Consider the following 14,989-nt stretch of genomic DNA (forward strand, 5'->3'; position numbering starts at 1 on the left):
ACTGCGAGCGGACGACGGGAGTCGAACCCGCGACCCTCACCATGGCAAGGTGATGCTCTACCAGCTGAGCTACGTCCGCATTGTCGGTCGAATGACTTTCCGTGAACCGGGTTGCCGTTCTTCCGAGCGGAAACTCTATCACAGTCCGTCAGCGCCTGTTTCGGGGAAGTTTTCAACCGGTGGGGGTTGTCTGCTTCGCCTTTCCGGGCTGTGCCAACGAGCTAGAACATTACCCACACAATTTCGTTCGAGCAAATCGACGGCGACCCTTGAGGGGCCATCCGGTTGCCCAGACGGATGAGCCGGGGTGGGCCGTCATCAATTGGCATGTGACCGAAAAGTGTTCTATGGTTTTCAACGTTGCAAGCGCGATTGGCGCAGCGGTAGCGCGCTTCGTTCACACCGAAGAGGTCACTGGTTCGATCCCAGTATCGCGCACACTGAAGGCCCCGATTCCACCAGGAATCGGGGCCTTGTGCATTCGAGGGTGCGGCCGGTGTCCCTGTCGGTGGCGGGTCGTAGGGTGGCCCCATGACGCAACCACGCTTGGCCCAACAAACTCCCTACGGACGCATGTATGCGCGTGCGGAGGGGCAGGAGCCGCAGGTTCCGTCCATCACCACGGTCATCGGGTGCGAGGCCAATGATTTGGGCGGTTGGTATGGCTACAGCGCCGCACAGGCCTTGGCCGCGGACCCGCAACTTCCCGACGCACTGCGCGATTCACGACGCCGCCGCGCGCTGGTCAACCACGCGGCCAAGGCGGCGGAACGCCACAGGGACCGGGCCGCCGAGCGCGGCGACCGGGTGCATGACTACTGTGAACAGTTGGCCTTGCGAGCCATGGGACAGGACCACCGCGTGGAGCACGCACGGGACACGTTGGCGGAGCACCAAGAATCCAGGTTCGCGGACTCTGCTGACCAGTGGTGGGAGCTGTATCGCCCCGAGCCGTTGGCCGCGGAGATCACCGTGTGGAATTCCACCGTCGGTTACGCCGGCACGCTGGACCTGGTGGCGCGTATCGGCGGAAAGGTGTGCCTGATCGACTACAAGACCCGGGGTACGGATCGCAACGGGCGGGTCAAGGCCCCGGACGCCAAGGTGGTCACCCAGCTCGTAGCCGGTTTGAAGGCAGAAGAATCCCTCGTGGATGCCGCAGCCGGTGAATGGCAGCCCTGGGAGTTCGCGAATGCGGAGGTTCTCATGGCCGTGGCCATTGGCGACACGGAGGCTCTGTCGGTCCAGGCCGTCCCGGACCAGTTGCCGGCCCACTGGTTCAAATTCTGCGCCCTGGCCAAAGTGTGGGCCCGCTCGGCCGAAATCGAGGCGGCCGGCCAACAATTGCGGGCCATCGTCCCGCCGCCGCTGGAGCACAACCCGGTGGGTCGGGGAGCCATGGCCGTCACCGTAGACTTGAAAGAACCCCAGATCCAGGCAACCGAGGAGAGTAATTCGCAGTGACAATCCTGCGCATCCGAACCCAGGGGGACCCTGTCCTCAGGACACCCGCACTCCCAGTCACGGACTTCGACGACTCACTGCGAACGTTGATCGCTGACATGGTCGAGACCATGCACGCCGTCAAGGGTGTCGGGTTGGCCGCACCACAGGTGGGGGTCGGGCTGCAAATCTTCACGTGGGACATCGGCGAGGATTCCGGTCACGTGATCAACCCCGTCTTGGAAGTGGGCGAGGAACCCCAGGAGGGCGGCGAGGGGTGCCTCTCGGTTCCGGGCCCCGGTTACGACACGCCACGGCTCAACTACGCGATCATCACGGGCGTGGACATGAATGGGCAGCCGGTGCGCCGAGAAGGAACGGGACTGCTTGCCCGCTGCTTCCAACACGAAACTGACCATTTGCACGGCACACTGTTCGTCGACCGGCTCGAAGGCCAGGTGCGCACGGAGGCCATGCGCGCCATGCGTGCCCCCGAATACCGAGACCTGGTGGACCGCGTGAGCCGGGAACGTGAAGCTCAGCGCCTCGGGGTCCCTGCCGGCCCCAGCTCGCCCGGGTCGTCCTTCACAGGGTCGGCCTTCACCCGCGGAGAGGACTCCTGAACGTGCGTCAGCCACTGAAAGTTCTCTACGCCGGCACCCCGGCAACCGCCGTCATCCCTCTCGACGCGCTTCTCGAACGTGACGACCTGGACGTTGTCGCCGTGTTGACCCGCGAGGACGCCCCGGTGGGACGGAAAAAGGTTCTGACCCCGTCCCCGGTGGCACAGCGTGCCGAGGAACGGGGTATTCCCACGCTCAAGGCCAATCGCGCCACGGCCGAACTGGTCGAGCAACTACGCGCCACCGGCGCGGACATCGCCGCCGTGGTCGCCTACGGCGCCCTGCTACCGCGCCCCGTGCTGGACGTTTTCGAACACGGGTGGGTCAACCTTCATTTCTCGTTGCTGCCGCAGTGGCGCGGGGCCGCTCCGGTGCAGCGGGCGCTCATGGCCGGTGACACGATGCTGGGCGCCACCACGTTCGTCCTGGACGAGGGAATGGACACCGGGGACATCGTGGGAACCCTCACCGACCCCCTGCGCACGGACGATACCGCCGGATCCGTCCTGGAACGGTTGTCCCACAGCGGTGCATCATTGCTTGCGGATTCACTCGTGGCCGTGGCCACTGGCCAGGCCAAACCCGTGCCCCAGGAAGGGGAAGCCAGTAAGGCACCCAAGCTGACCGGGGCCCAGGCCCGCATCGAGTGGAACCATCCTGCCGTGGCGGTGTCCCACCACGTGCGGGGAGTGACTCCGGAACCGGGAGCGTGGACGAACTACAACGGGCAGCGGATGAAAATCGAGCGGGTGATCCCGACCCCCCGGGTCGCAGGCCTGGCTGCCGGTCACGTGGAAGTCAGGGACGGCGCGGTCTATGCGGGAACCGGTTCGTACGCGGTGGAACTGACCCGAGTGCAGCCCTCCGGCAAGAAACCCATGGCCGCCCTCGACTGGGCGCGCGGTCAGCAACGCAGTGAACAGGTGGTCTTCGAATGAGCGAGCGTGGTTACCGCAACGCCAAAGGACATGAGCGCAACAGGCGCGCGCAGAAGGATCGCCCGTTCTCGGCAAAATCCCCGGCTCAACGACGTCGCTCGTCGGACCCCGCGCGCTTGACGGCCTATCAGGCGTTGCGCGCGGTCAACGGCGAGGATGCCTACGGCAACCTGGTGCTGCCCCACTTGGTCCGCAAGAACAGGTTGGACAAACGCGACGCCGCCTTCGCAACCGAGCTCGCCTACGGTGCCATGCGCCGCCAGGGAACGTGGGATGCCGTCCTCGGACACTGCGTGGACCGTTCCCTCAAAGACCTCGACCCGAACGTTCTGGACGCCCTGCGGCTCGGTGTCCACCAACTGCTTGCAATGCGCGTGCCGGATCACGCCGCCCTTGACGCAACGGTGGGTCTGGTGCGGGGTGAGATCGGCCAGGGCCCCGCCGGACTCGTCAACGCAGTGCTCCGCAAGGTCGCCCGCCGGAGCACCGACGACTGGCTGGACCAGCTCGAAGCCGCGGAGTCCGATGACCTGCGCAAACTGGGAGTCCGGTACTCGCATCCAGCGTGGGAAGTTCGTGCGCTGCGCCGCGCGCTGCGCATGAGTGGACGCCCCCAGGAAGAGATCACGGATCTTCTGGAGGCCAACAACGCACCTCCGCGGGTGCATTTGGTGGCGCTTCCCGGGCTGGGTAGTGTGGCCGCCGCACTGGATGCGGGAGCCACGCCCGGAACGCTGGTCGCTGACAGTGCCGAGAGCGCCGGGGGAGACGTGCACCGGATTCCCGGAACCCGAGACGGCACCGTGCGCGTACAGGATGCCGGGTCCCAACTGGTGGCCCGAGTCATGGCCGCGGTGCCGGTGGCGGATGACCACGGGAAATGGGCGGACTTCTGCGCCGGCCCCGGTGGCAAGGCAGCTCTGCTGGCCGCCCTGGCGGATCAGCAGGACGCTCGCTTGTACGCCAACGAGGTCAGCGATCACCGCGCGGACCTCGTGGAAGAAGCCCTCGCCGCCGTTCCGGAACGGGCCTGGACGCTGCGCGTGGGGGACGGTCGTGACATTCCCGGGGAAATGCCGGGGGGCTTCGACCGGGTGCTCGTGGACGTACCGTGTACGGGGCTGGGCGCGCTGCGGCGTCGTCCGGAGGCGCGGTGGCGCCGCACCCCCGCGGACGTGGCCGAGCTGGGATCGCTGCAGCGTGAGCTCCTGAGCGCCGCCCTGGACTCCACGCGACCCGGTGGCGTGGTGCTGTACGCCACGTGCTCGCCGCACACCGCAGAAACCCTGGACGTGGTCTCCGACATCATCACCGGGCGCAATGACGTCGAGATTCTGGACACCAACGAATTCGCTCGCCACGCCGCTCTGCCGGGGGCGCTCGAGGGTGACCGACGTGCCGATCTCGATTGGCCCGACGGCGGCACCAGCGTGCAACTGTGGCCCCACGTGCACGGAACCGATGCCATGTTCATGATCGCCCTACGAAAAACCGCCTGACCCTCACCCTGGAGACACCATGAGCCGCTGTGCCATCCACCCGTCCATTCTGTCCGCTGACTTCGCCCACCTGGCCGATGAGCTGCAGCGGATCTCTCACGCCGATGCCGCCCACGTGGACGTAATGGACAACCACTTCGTCCCGAACCTGACGCTGGGGTTGCCCGTGGTCGAGAGTTTGCGGAAGGTCAGCCCCGTTCCGCTGGACATGCACCTGATGATCGAGGATCCCGACCGCTGGGCACCCGCCTATGCGGAGGCCGGCTGCGCCTCGGTCACGTTCCACGCGGAGGCCGCCACCGCCCCCATCAAGCTGGCCCGCGAACTGCGGGCGGCCGGCGCCAAGGCCGGTCTGGCGGTGCGCCCGGCCACACCCGTTGAGCCGTATCTAGATCTGCTGCCCGAGCTGGACATGTTGCTCATCATGACGGTCGAACCGGGCTTCGGCGGTCAGAAGTTTTTGGACGTGACGCTGCCCAAGCTGCGGCGTGCGGCCCAGGCGGTGAAAGCCCACGGGGGCACGGTGGCCCTGCAGGTGGACGGCGGGGTCACGGAGGAGACCATTGTGCGCGCGGCCGAGGCCGGAGCGGACACCTTTGTCGCCGGATCGGCGGTGTACGGCAAGGACGATCCGGGTGCCGCCATCGACGCTCTGCGCGAAACCGCAAGGGCCCATCAGAACGCGTAGCCGACGCGCCACCGCGGGGTTCACACGCCTTACGTGCGGCGCAGTGCCACACATGCGGGTGCGAACTTTCGTACGGGACGCGCACACCGTGGCATAATTCAAATCACAACGTGTTCCGGGGTCGGTGAGAGTCCGAACCGGCGGTCACAGTCCGCGAACCGAGGAACGCCTGCCGCACAGAGTCACGCGGCGGCGCTGAATCGGCCGAACCGGTGAAATTCCGGTACCGACAGTCACAGTCTGGATGGTAGGCAACACGTGGATTTCGGCTCGGTGCCCTCTTGTCGGGGTGCCGCTGTGGTGCTCGTCTTCGGGCGCACGTGCCGTTGTCTCCGCCCCGGAACCATGAGATTCGAGGGCGAGAGGAAGTTCCGTGGACGTTTTGCGCTGGTTGTTCGATGCGCAACTACGGGTGGGCGACGGTTTCATCCTGTGGCGCGAAGTCCTGGGCAACGTGTTCGGTCTGCTGTCCGCACTCGGCGGTATGCGCCGCAAGATCTGGGCGTGGCCGGTGGGTATCATCGGCAACCTCATCCTGTTGACCGTGTTCCTGGGTGCGGTGTTCGACACCCCCAACCCGGTCAATTTGTTGGGCCAAGCCGGCCGCCAGGTCATGTTCATCGCCGTGTCCGTTTACGGCTGGGTGCAGTGGCGGCGTTCCCGAGGTAACAGCCAGGCAGCGGTGACGCCCCGCTGGGCCTCGGGTCGACAACGCATTCTGCTGATCGTCGCCCTGGTGTTCGGCACCGCGCTCCTGACCCCTGTTTTCCGGGCGTTGGGTTCCTACGAACCGGTCTGGGCGGACGCCTGGATCTTCATGGGCTCCCTGTTGGCCACCTACGGCATGGCCAAGGGCTGGGTCGAATTCTGGTTGCTCTGGGTGGCCGTGGACCTTGTGGGTGTTCCGCTGTTGTTCTCCGCCGGTTATTACGCGTCGGGGCTGATGTACGTCTTTTACGGAGCGTTCACCCTGGCCGGCTTCTTCGTGTGGTGGCGCGTGAACTCGCAGCAACGCAAACGCGCCATCGTGGAGACGGGCTTCCCGGACCTGCACCTGAAAATGGGTGACGGCTCCAAGTGATCTCTGCCACGCTGCCCACCGCACACCATGACTTCTCGCCCGCCGAACGAGAAGCTATGGCTGCTGCGTTGCACGCCGCAGCCCTGGGTGTGCGGGGCACCAACCCGGTGGTCGGTGCCGCTCTACTCGGGTCTGATGGCCGGATTCTGCACGTGGGACATCATCGCGGCGCGGGAACACCCCACGCGGAAGTGGATGTGCTCGCTCGGGCCCATGCGGCGGGCACAAACCTCACGGATGTGACCATGGTGATCACCCTGGAACCCTGCAATCACACCGGGCGCACCGGGCCGTGCTCCCGGGCGATCCTGAATGCCGGCATCACACGTGTCATCTTTGCGGTCCACGACGGAACGGATGCCGCCAGCGGGGGAGGAAGCTTCCTCGCCGACCACGGGGTCTCGGTGCGCCACGGTCTCATGTCCGAGCAGGCCACCGACCTCAACGACCGCTGGTTCACCGCTCACGCCCACAACCGACCGTTCGTGACGCTCAAGATCGCCCAGTCCCTGGACGGCAAGGTGGCCGCCCCGGACGGAACCAGTCAGTGGATCACCGGCGCGAGCGCCCGTCAGGCGGGGCATGCGATTCGCGCCCGGGTGGATGCGATCCTGGTGGGTGGCGCCACCGCTCGCACGGACGACCCTACCTTGACGGCCCGCGACGGTGACGGAACCCCGTTCGATCACCAGCCCTTGCGAGCGGTCATGTCCCGCACCCCGGTGGCCCATGACGCCCGGGTCCGGCGCGGCGTGGGAACCCCCGGAAACAGCGAGAAATCCACCGACGGCCGGTTCGTCTGGCTCGACACGCACGACCCCGCACACGCCCTGGCCCGGTTGGGCGCGTTGGGTGTCACACACGTTCTGGTCGAGGGCGGGCCCACGGTCAGCGCGGCATTCCTCGCCGCGGACCTCGTGGACGAACTGTGGCTGTACCAAGCCCCCCTGATCCTGGGCGCCGGCACACCGTCGCTGGCGGCCTTACCCACGCAGACCCTCGCCGACGCCGCCCGCTGGCGTTCCGATCCCGTGGCCGGACCTCCGGTGCGCACCCTGGGAGAAGACGTCGCATGGCATTTACGACCCGCACCGGTCTCGGCCTCTCAGTAGTTCAGCACGAAGGAGCAGCACATGTTTACCGGAATTGTCGCGGCGCAGGCCACGGTGGAGCGGATTGAACGACTCGCCGAGGACGCCGCTCGGCTGCACGTGGCCGCCGGCCGGATCATTGCCGATCTGCCGCACGGCGGGTCATTGGCGGTCAACGGGGTGTGCCTCACGGCCGTGCCCGCACCCGAGTCCGGAACCGGCCGGTTCACCGCGGACGTCATGGGAGAAACCCTGCGATTGACCACCCTGGGCGGCCTGTCGGAGGGTGAGAGCGTCAACCTGGAACGCTGCACCGCGGCCGGTGACCGACTGGACGGCCACGTGGTGCAGGGCCATGTGGACGGTGTGGGCACGGTGGTCTCTCGCGTGGCGCACACCGGGTGGCACACCGTGCGCATCCAGGTGCCCACCGAGCTGGCCAAGTACATCGCCGTCAAGGGATCCATTGCCGTGGACGGTGTGTCCCTGACCGTGACCGCCGTCAACGCCGCCGCGGAATCACCCGCGTGGTTCGAGGTGGGTTTGATTCCCGAGACGCTGCGCGCCACCACACTGGGGGAGCGCACCGAGGGATCCGCGGTCAATCTTGAAGTGGACGTGCTCGCCAAGTACGCCGAGCGCCTGGCCGTGTACGCGGCACCGGCGTGGACCGGGGTGCGCCTGGACCCCGTGCCCGCGGCCATTTCCGCCATTGCCGCCGGCCGCCCCGTGGTTGTCGTGGACGACGAGGACCGCGAGAACGAGGGCGACCTGGTGTTCGCCGCCCAGCACGCCACCCAGCAGCTCATGGGGTTCACGATCCGCCACAGTTCGGGGGTCGTGTGCATCCCCATGCCGCACGAGCGAGCCGATGCGTTGGACCTGCCACCCATGACCGCGCACAACGAGGACGCCAAAGGCACCGCCTACACGGTGACGTGTGATGCCCGCGTGGGCGTGAGCACCGGCATCAGCGCGGCAGACCGTGCCCTGACCTCACGCCTCTTGGCGGATCCGGGCACCGGGCCGGCCGAGCTGACCCGCCCCGGTCACATCCTGCCGTTGCGCTCCGTGCACGGCGGCGTGCGTGTGCGTCGCGGTCACACCGAGGCCTCCGTGGAATTGGCTCGCCTGGCCGGTTGTGAGCCGGTGGGGGCCATTGCGGAGATCGTGGACGACCAGGGAGAGCTGCTGCGTGCGCCCGCGTTGCGCGAGTTCGCGGACCAGCACGGGTTGTTGATGATCAGCATCGAAGACCTCGTGGCCCACCTGGACCAGCGCGCGGTGGGTGAGGCCGCGGCGTCGTCGGCGGAAGCCCCCGCGGGCAGGGGGGACCTGTCCGCATGAGCGCGACCCCCGAAACACTGGACCATTCCGAAGCGGTGAGCATCCCCACCGAATTCGGCACGTTCGCCGTCATGGGTTGGCTGGTCCCAGAACCCAGCGGCAGAGCAGCGGCCGAACACGTGTCCCTGAGCGCCGCTCCCACGACCGCCGCGGAAGCGGTCCAACCGCCCCTGGTGCGATTGCATTCCGAATGCATTACCGGAGACGTGTTCGGATCGTGGCGCTGCGACTGCGGCCCCCAACTGCACCTGGCCCTGGAACGGATCGCCCACCACGGCGGCACCGTGTTGTACCTGCGCAACCACGAAGGCCGAGGTATCGGCCTGATCAATAAACTACGCGCCTACAAGTTGCAGGACGGCGGGGCGGACACGGTCGAGGCCAATACGCTGCTCGGCCTGCCCGCCGAGGCTCGCGACTACACCGCCGCCGCGAGGATCCTCAAGGAAATGGGGTTGACGCGTATCCGGCTGTTGACCAACAACCCGGACAAGGTCCGCAAGCTGGAGGACCTGGGGATCACCGTGGCGGCCGTTGTCGCCCACGAGGTACCACCCCGGGAAGAGAACCTTCGGTACCTGCTCACCAAGCGTGACCGCATGGACCACCATCTGACCGAGCTCACCTCGGGCGACGTCACCACCACGACACGCCCTACCCCCAGGCACAGCACCCAGATTTTCACCACCCCGAATCACAGCACAGGAGAACAATCATGAGCGGACACGGAGCCCCCGCCACCCATGCGGGCGAACTCGACGGAGCGGAACTCACGGTCGCGGTCGTAGCGGCCAGCTGGCACGACACGATCATGGCCGGGCTGCTGGACGGTGCCCGGCGCGCCCTCCGGGACGCCCGCGTGGGCACCGTGATCGAAGTTCGCGTTCCGGGAAGCTTCGAGCTGACGGTGGCCGCCCGTCGTTTGGCGGAACGGGCCGACGCCGTGGTGGCCCTGGGCGTGGTCATCCGCGGTGGCACCCCGCACTTCGACTACGTGTGTTCTGCCGCCACCACGGGACTCACCGACGTTTCCGTGACGACCGGTAAGCCGGTGGGATTCGGCGTCCTCACGTGCGACACCGAGGAACAGGGCCTGGACCGGGCGGGACTGGAGGACTCGAGCGAGGACAAAGGGTACGAGGCCGCCGAGGCCGCCGTGCGCACCGCTCTGACCCTGCGCGGGCTGGGGGTCTGAGACCCCGCGGGCACCACGGTTCAACCGATGGCGCGCGCAACCATTACCCTAAAGGGGTGAAGACCTTCGAAACCCTGTTTGCCGAAATCACCCAAAAAGCCGCTGACCGTCCGGAAGGTTCCGGAACCGTCAAAGAATTGGACTCGGGAGTCCACGGCATCGGCAAGAAGGTCGTAGAAGAGGCCGCCGAAGTCTGGATGGCGTGCGAATACGAAACCGATGACCAGGCGGCCGAGGAAATCTCGCAGTTGCTGTACCACCTGCAGGTCATGATGGTGGCCAAGGGTCTGCGTCTCGAAGACGTCTACAAGTACTTGTGATCCGCGGCCGGTCACGGCCCACCCCCATTCCACGCCTTCTGGAAAGGAACCCCATGCTGCGAGTAGCCGTGCCCAATAAGGGCGCGCTGTCCGAAGCCGCCATCACCATGCTCACCGAAGCCGGTTACCGGCAACGGCGCAGCAGCCGCGACCTGGTGCTGGTCGACAACGACAACAACGTCGAATTCTTCTACCTGCGGCCGCGGGACATCGCCATTTACGTGGGCGGCGGCACCCTGGACCTGGGGATCACCGGCCGCGATCTACTGCTCGATTCCGGGGCCGAAGCCCTGGAGGACCTGGGCCTGGACTTCGCCCGCTCGACCTTCCACCTGGCCGGCCCCACGGGCCAGTTCGAGTCCGTCCAGGAACTCGAGGGCAAGCGCGTGGCCACCAGCTACGAATTGCTCCTGAGCAAGTACCTCGAGGACCAGGGCGTCAACGCCGAGGTCGTGCGCCTGGACGGGGCCGTGGAGTCAGCCATTCGCCTGGGCGTGGCGGATGCGATTGCGGACGTCGTGGAGACCGGCAACACGCTGCGCGCCGCCGGCCTGGACATCTTCGACCAGCCGATCATGAGATCCGAGGCCCTGCTGATCCGCCGTCAGGATCAGGGGGAGCCCGAGGGGCTTGACGTGCTGCGCCGTCGCTTGCGCGGCGTGCTCGTGGCCCGGCAGTACGTAATGATGGACTACGACATCTCCGAGGATCTGCTGGCGGCCGCGACACAGATCACCCCCGGGATGCAGAGCCCCACCATTTCCCCGCTGGGACGTGACGGGTCGGTGGCGGTGCGGGCCATGGTGCGCAAGAGCGACACCAACAAGATCATGGACGCCCTGTACCAGGCGGGGGCCCGCGCCATCCTGGTCTCGCCCATTCAGGCGGCCCGGATCTAAGGTTCGGTCCCCGTTTCAGCAAGGAGTTAGGACAGCACTATGGGTGTGGCCGTACGAGTGATCCCGTGTCTCGATGTGGACGCGGGTCGCGTGGTCAAGGGCGTGAATTTCGAGAACCTGCGAGACGCCGGTGACCCGGTGGAACTGGCCGCCCGGTACAACCTGGCCGGCGCCGATGAGCTCACCTTCCTGGACGTCACGGCGTCGTCGAGCGACCGTGCCACCATGTTCGACGTGGTGTCCCGCACCGCGGAGCAGGTGTTCATCCCGCTCACCGTGGGGGGCGGCGTGCGCACCCCGGAGGACGTCGATCGGCTGCTACGCACCGGTGCGGACAAGGCCTCGATCAACACCGCCGCGATCGCCCGGCCCGAGGTCATCAACGAGATCACCAATCGCTTCGGCAATCAGGTGCTCGTTCTTTCGTGTGATGCCAAACGGACGGGCAATACGCCGTCGGGCTTCGAGGTCACCACGCACGGTGGCCGCCAGCTCACCGGCATCGACGCCCTGGACTGGTGCCGGGAGGCCGAGGAGCGCGGAGTGGGGGAGATCCTGCTCAATTCCATGGACGCGGACGGTACGCGCGAGGGGTTCGACCTCGACATGATCCGCGCGGTGCGCGAGCGCGTGTCAGTGCCGTTGATCGCCTCGGGTGGCGCCGGCGCCCCCGAGCACTTCCCGCCCGCCGTGGCGGCCGGGGCCGACGCCGTTCTGGCGGCCTCGGTCTTCCATTTCGGTCCCGTGGGCGCGATCGCCCACGTCAAAGACGCCTTGCGCGCAGCCGGATACGAGGTGCGCTGATGCGAACGGAAGAGTTGAACGCCGTGGAAAACACGCCCCGCGAATTTTTCGACAGTCATCTGGATCCGGAGGTCGCGAACCGTCTCAAGCGGGACGCGTCCGGGCTGGTGGCCGCCGTGGTCCAGCAGTTCGACACAGGTGAGGTGCTCATGCTCGGGTGGATGAACGACGAAGCCCTGCACCGCACCCTCACCGAAGGCCGCGCGACCTACTGGTCCCGGTCGCGCCAAGAGTATTGGCGTAAGGGTGATACCTCCGGCCACATTCAGCGGGTGCATTCCGTCAGCCTCGACTGCGACGGCGATGCACTGCTCGTCAAGGTCGATCAGTCGGGTGCCGCGTGCCACACCGGAACACGCACGTGCTTCGACGACCGCGACCTGAACGCTCGACAGGCGGTTTAAATGCAGCAACTCGGCACGATCACCCCCACCTTGCAGGAGTTCCGCGAGTACGCGGCAACGCGTCGCGTGATCCCCGTGCGCACCACCGTGCTCGCGGACTCCATGACACCCATTGGTCTGTACCGTTCGCTCGTGGTGCGCGGTGGCAAGCCCGCACCGGGTACCTTCTTGCTGGAATCCGCCGCCGAGGGCGGCGTGTGGTCGCGGTACTCGTTCGTGGGGGCCCGATCGTTCGCCACGCTCACGGCCCAGAACGGACAGGCCCATTGGCTGGGGCAGGCCCCGGCCGGCGCGCCCGTGGCCGGTGACCCGTTGCAGGCGCTGCGCGCCACCATGGATTTACTGCACACCGAGCCCTTTGATGGTGTGCCACCCCTGACATCCGGCATGGTCGGCTTCGTGGGCTGGGAGGCCGTGCGCCGGTGGGAAAATCTACCCCACCCGCCCGAGGACGATCTGCGTGTGCCCGAGCTGGCCATGAATCTGGTCGCGGACATGGCCGTGCACGACAACACCGAGGGCACAGTGATGCTGGTGGCCAACGCGGTCAACGTCAACGGCACCGATGATAACGTGGACGCCGCCTATCACGACGCCGTCTCCCGCCTGCGTGAGATGGTCACCCGTTTGGCGACCCCCCTCGAACGTTCCACGGTCTCGGTCACGGCCCCCGACGCCCAGGACATCACGGACATCGAGGCCGCCGCCCGCCAGTCGTGGGACCGCGAGCTGTTCATCGAAGCGATCAACCGCGCCAAGACGGCGATTGTGGACGGCGACATCTTCCAAGTGGTCGTCTCCCGCCGTTTCGAGGCCGAGTGCCGTGCCGAGGCACTGGATGTTTATCGCACGCTGCGCCGGATCAACCCCAGCCCGTACATGTACCTGTATGCCTTCGAGGACGCGGACGGGCGGCCGTACTCCATTGTGGGTTCCTCACCGGAAGCCCTGGTGACCGTGACCGGGCGGCAGGCCATGACGCACCCGATCGCGGGTTCACGTCCGCGAGGCGCCACCGTGGAGGAGGATCTGGCACTGGGCCACGATCTACTCGCGGACGAGAAGGAACGCGCCGAGCACCTCATGCTCGTGGACCTGGCCCGTAACGACCTCTCCAAGGTGTCCGTGCCCGGTTCCGTGGATGTCAGCGAGTTCATGGAGATCGAACGCTTCAGTCACATCATGCACTTGTGCTCCACGGTGGTGGCCAAAATGCGCGAGAACGTGTCCGCGTACGATGTCCTGGCCGCGACCTTCCCGGCGGGCACGCTGTCCGGGGCACCCAAACCCCGGGCGCTGCAGCTGCTGGACAAGTACGAACCCCTGCGTCGCGCCGTCTACGGAGGGGTGGTGGGCTACATGGATTTCGCCGGGAACATGGACATGGCCATCGCCATTCGCACCGCGCTTCTCATCAATGACACGGCCTACGTCCAGGCGGGCGGCGGTATCGTGGCTGACTCGGACCCCGAAACGGAAGCCCTCGAGTCACTCAACAAGGCTACGGCGCCCCTGCGCGCAGCCCTGGTGGCCGAGTCCCTGCGCGATCTTTCGCGCTGAGTTTCCGCCACCGACAGCAGTAGAAAGGACTCCCGTGTTGCGTCGTACGGCCCCCGCGGTTCTGGCCACCCTCGTGTGCGCGATCGGGCTGTTCGCAGCCTCCGCCGCCACGTGGATCCATGCCACGGTCGAGACCACCCTGCAGCCGCTCACCGTGGACGTTCCCGGTTCCGACGCCGCCCCCGCAGTCACGGCCCTGGGTCTCGTGGCCGGCGCGGCCGCAGTGGCTTCGACCTTGGCGGGCCGGGTGCTGCGCACCATGGTGGGCGCGGTGGTGGCATTGGCGGGAGTCGGCGCGATATTCGCCGTGCTGTCGGTCACGGCGAACCCCGAGAATGCCTCCCGCGGGGCGGTGGGAACCCAGACCGGGGCCGTAGGCACCGGCGGCGAGTACGTCCTCACCGCCTTCCCGTGGTTGGCCCTGACGGCCGCCGTCGCCCTGATCCTGTGCGGCATCTGGCTCATGCTGGTGGCGCGTCATGCGGGCCGGAGGGCGGGTCGACGTTACGATCGCGACGCCCTGGCCGGCAACAAGGCGGCGTCGAAGAACCAGAGGGTGACCACGGCGCATTCCAGCGACATCGACGCCTGGGATGCCTTCACGCGCGGTGAGGACCCCACGCGGGGCCCGTGACCCTTCAAGTAACCTGCGCGTGGTGCTGAACCATCACGGACCGCGGTAATGGCACAATGGGAGCAAGAAAATCACCGGTGCGCTGCAACGCGCGCCCATCACTGTCTGAGCCCTGCGGCTCAACCGGCACGGGAGAATTGACACATATGTCGAACACCAACCAAGTCATCCTGGACCACACGAGCGCCGTGGGTCACGGCAACACCGTTGCCGCGTGGGCCTGCGTGGGCATCATGGCGGTCGGCGTGATCGTCGGTTGCGTGGGCTTCACCATTGCCTCGACCGCGGTCACCGTGGTGGGAATTGGTTTGATCATCGTGGGGCTCATCGTGGGCGCGGTTCTCAAGTCCATGGGTCACGGCAAGGGCAGCGAGAAGCTCAACCACTGAGCCACGTGCTCTTAGCGCCGGTGCGTGTCTCCCACGCCACCGGTTCACCAGACCATGACCAGTTCCACGCGGCA

General features: G+C 66.8%; 17 protein-coding genes, 2 tRNA genes and 1 riboswitch. Of the genes, 18 read left to right on the top strand and 1 reads right to left on the bottom strand.

Annotated features, from left to right (window positions below; all coding sequences use genetic code 11):
* Positions 1-6: 6 nt before the first annotated feature.
* Positions 7-79, bottom strand: a tRNA-Gly gene (locus AC3ENJ_RS01405).
* A gap of 287 nt (positions 80-366) precedes the next feature.
* On the opposite strand from AC3ENJ_RS01405, the gene AC3ENJ_RS01410 reads away from it, so the two are divergent.
* The 18 genes from AC3ENJ_RS01410 to AC3ENJ_RS01495 all read left to right on the top strand — a co-directional run bounded on the left by AC3ENJ_RS01410 (position 367) and on the right by AC3ENJ_RS01495 (position 14,915).
* Positions 367-438, top strand: a tRNA-Val gene (locus AC3ENJ_RS01410).
* A 93-nt stretch (positions 439-531) separates the two neighbouring features.
* The gene (locus AC3ENJ_RS01415) at positions 532-1,464 is read left to right on the top strand and encodes a hypothetical protein (RefSeq protein ID WP_223840843.1); all 933 of its coding nucleotides are present in this window, start codon (positions 532-534) and stop codon (positions 1,462-1,464) included.
* Positions 1,461-2,066, top strand: a complete 606-nt coding sequence (gene def, locus AC3ENJ_RS01420) for a peptide deformylase (protein ID WP_190780289.1) — start codon at positions 1,461-1,463, stop codon at positions 2,064-2,066. Before AC3ENJ_RS01415 ends, def begins: the two co-directional genes overlap by 4 nt.
* 2 nt (positions 2,067-2,068) lie before the next feature.
* Entirely contained in the window at positions 2,069-3,004 is a 936-nt protein-coding gene (fmt, locus tag AC3ENJ_RS01425) for a methionyl-tRNA formyltransferase (protein WP_431812817.1), read from the top strand.
* Complete coding sequence (locus AC3ENJ_RS01430) at positions 3,001-4,503, top strand: RsmB/NOP family class I SAM-dependent RNA methyltransferase (RefSeq protein ID WP_431812818.1); 1,503 nt, start codon at positions 3,001-3,003, stop codon at positions 4,501-4,503. Before fmt ends, AC3ENJ_RS01430 begins: the two co-directional genes overlap by 4 nt.
* 19 nt (positions 4,504-4,522) lie before the next feature.
* Positions 4,523-5,191: a ribulose-phosphate 3-epimerase gene (gene rpe / locus AC3ENJ_RS01435; protein ID WP_431812819.1), complete on the top strand. Its 669-nt coding sequence runs from the start codon at positions 4,523-4,525 to the stop codon at positions 5,189-5,191.
* A 106-nt stretch (positions 5,192-5,297) separates the two neighbouring features.
* Positions 5,298-5,453: riboswitch (FMN riboswitch) on the top strand.
* 111 nt (positions 5,454-5,564) lie between these two features.
* Complete coding sequence (gene pnuC, locus AC3ENJ_RS01440) at positions 5,565-6,272, top strand: nicotinamide riboside transporter PnuC (protein ID WP_190807207.1); 708 nt, start codon at positions 5,565-5,567, stop codon at positions 6,270-6,272.
* 56 nt (positions 6,273-6,328) lie between these two features.
* Entirely contained in the window at positions 6,329-7,384 is a 1,056-nt protein-coding gene (gene ribD, locus AC3ENJ_RS01445) for a bifunctional diaminohydroxyphosphoribosylaminopyrimidine deaminase/5-amino-6-(5-phosphoribosylamino)uracil reductase RibD (protein ID WP_431812820.1), read from the top strand.
* A gap of 21 nt (positions 7,385-7,405) precedes the next feature.
* Entirely contained in the window at positions 7,406-8,710 is a 1,305-nt protein-coding gene (gene ribB / locus AC3ENJ_RS01450; protein ID WP_431812821.1) for a 3,4-dihydroxy-2-butanone-4-phosphate synthase, read from the top strand.
* The gene (gene ribA / locus AC3ENJ_RS01455; RefSeq protein WP_431812822.1) at positions 8,707-9,429 is read left to right on the top strand and encodes a GTP cyclohydrolase II; all 723 of its coding nucleotides are present in this window, start codon (positions 8,707-8,709) and stop codon (positions 9,427-9,429) included. Before ribB ends, ribA begins: the two co-directional genes overlap by 4 nt.
* Positions 9,426-9,905, top strand: a complete 480-nt coding sequence (gene ribH, locus AC3ENJ_RS01460; RefSeq protein ID WP_431812823.1) for a 6,7-dimethyl-8-ribityllumazine synthase — start codon at positions 9,426-9,428, stop codon at positions 9,903-9,905. The genes ribA and ribH overlap by 4 nt, the downstream gene beginning before the upstream one ends.
* Positions 9,906-9,961: 56 nt before the next feature.
* On the top strand, positions 9,962-10,225 hold the full coding sequence (locus AC3ENJ_RS01465) for a phosphoribosyl-ATP diphosphatase (protein ID WP_190780296.1): 264 nt from the start codon (positions 9,962-9,964) through the stop codon (positions 10,223-10,225).
* 53 nt (positions 10,226-10,278) lie between these two features.
* On the top strand, positions 10,279-11,124 hold the full coding sequence (gene hisG / locus AC3ENJ_RS01470) for an ATP phosphoribosyltransferase (protein ID WP_431812824.1): 846 nt from the start codon (positions 10,279-10,281) through the stop codon (positions 11,122-11,124).
* A 39-nt stretch (positions 11,125-11,163) separates the two neighbouring features.
* Positions 11,164-11,928 (top strand): imidazole glycerol phosphate synthase subunit HisF, encoded by a 765-nt coding sequence (hisF, locus tag AC3ENJ_RS01475; protein WP_431812825.1) that lies wholly within the window; start codon positions 11,164-11,166, stop codon positions 11,926-11,928.
* Positions 11,928-12,332: a phosphoribosyl-AMP cyclohydrolase gene (hisI, locus tag AC3ENJ_RS01480; protein ID WP_190780299.1), complete on the top strand. Its 405-nt coding sequence runs from the start codon at positions 11,928-11,930 to the stop codon at positions 12,330-12,332. The genes hisF and hisI overlap by 1 nt, the downstream gene beginning before the upstream one ends.
* Positions 12,333-13,892, top strand: coding sequence for an anthranilate synthase component I (locus tag AC3ENJ_RS01485; protein ID WP_190807214.1), 1,560 nt, complete (start codon positions 12,333-12,335; stop codon positions 13,890-13,892).
* 34 nt (positions 13,893-13,926) lie between these two features.
* Positions 13,927-14,526: a Trp biosynthesis-associated membrane protein gene (locus AC3ENJ_RS01490; RefSeq protein ID WP_190807215.1), complete on the top strand. Its 600-nt coding sequence runs from the start codon at positions 13,927-13,929 to the stop codon at positions 14,524-14,526.
* 146 nt (positions 14,527-14,672) lie between these two features.
* Positions 14,673-14,915 (top strand): HGxxPAAW family protein, encoded by a 243-nt coding sequence (locus AC3ENJ_RS01495; protein ID WP_190780302.1) that lies wholly within the window; start codon positions 14,673-14,675, stop codon positions 14,913-14,915.
* The last annotated feature ends 74 nt before the right edge of the window (positions 14,916-14,989 follow it).

It is taken from the genome of Kocuria sp. cx-455, from assembly GCF_057707085.1.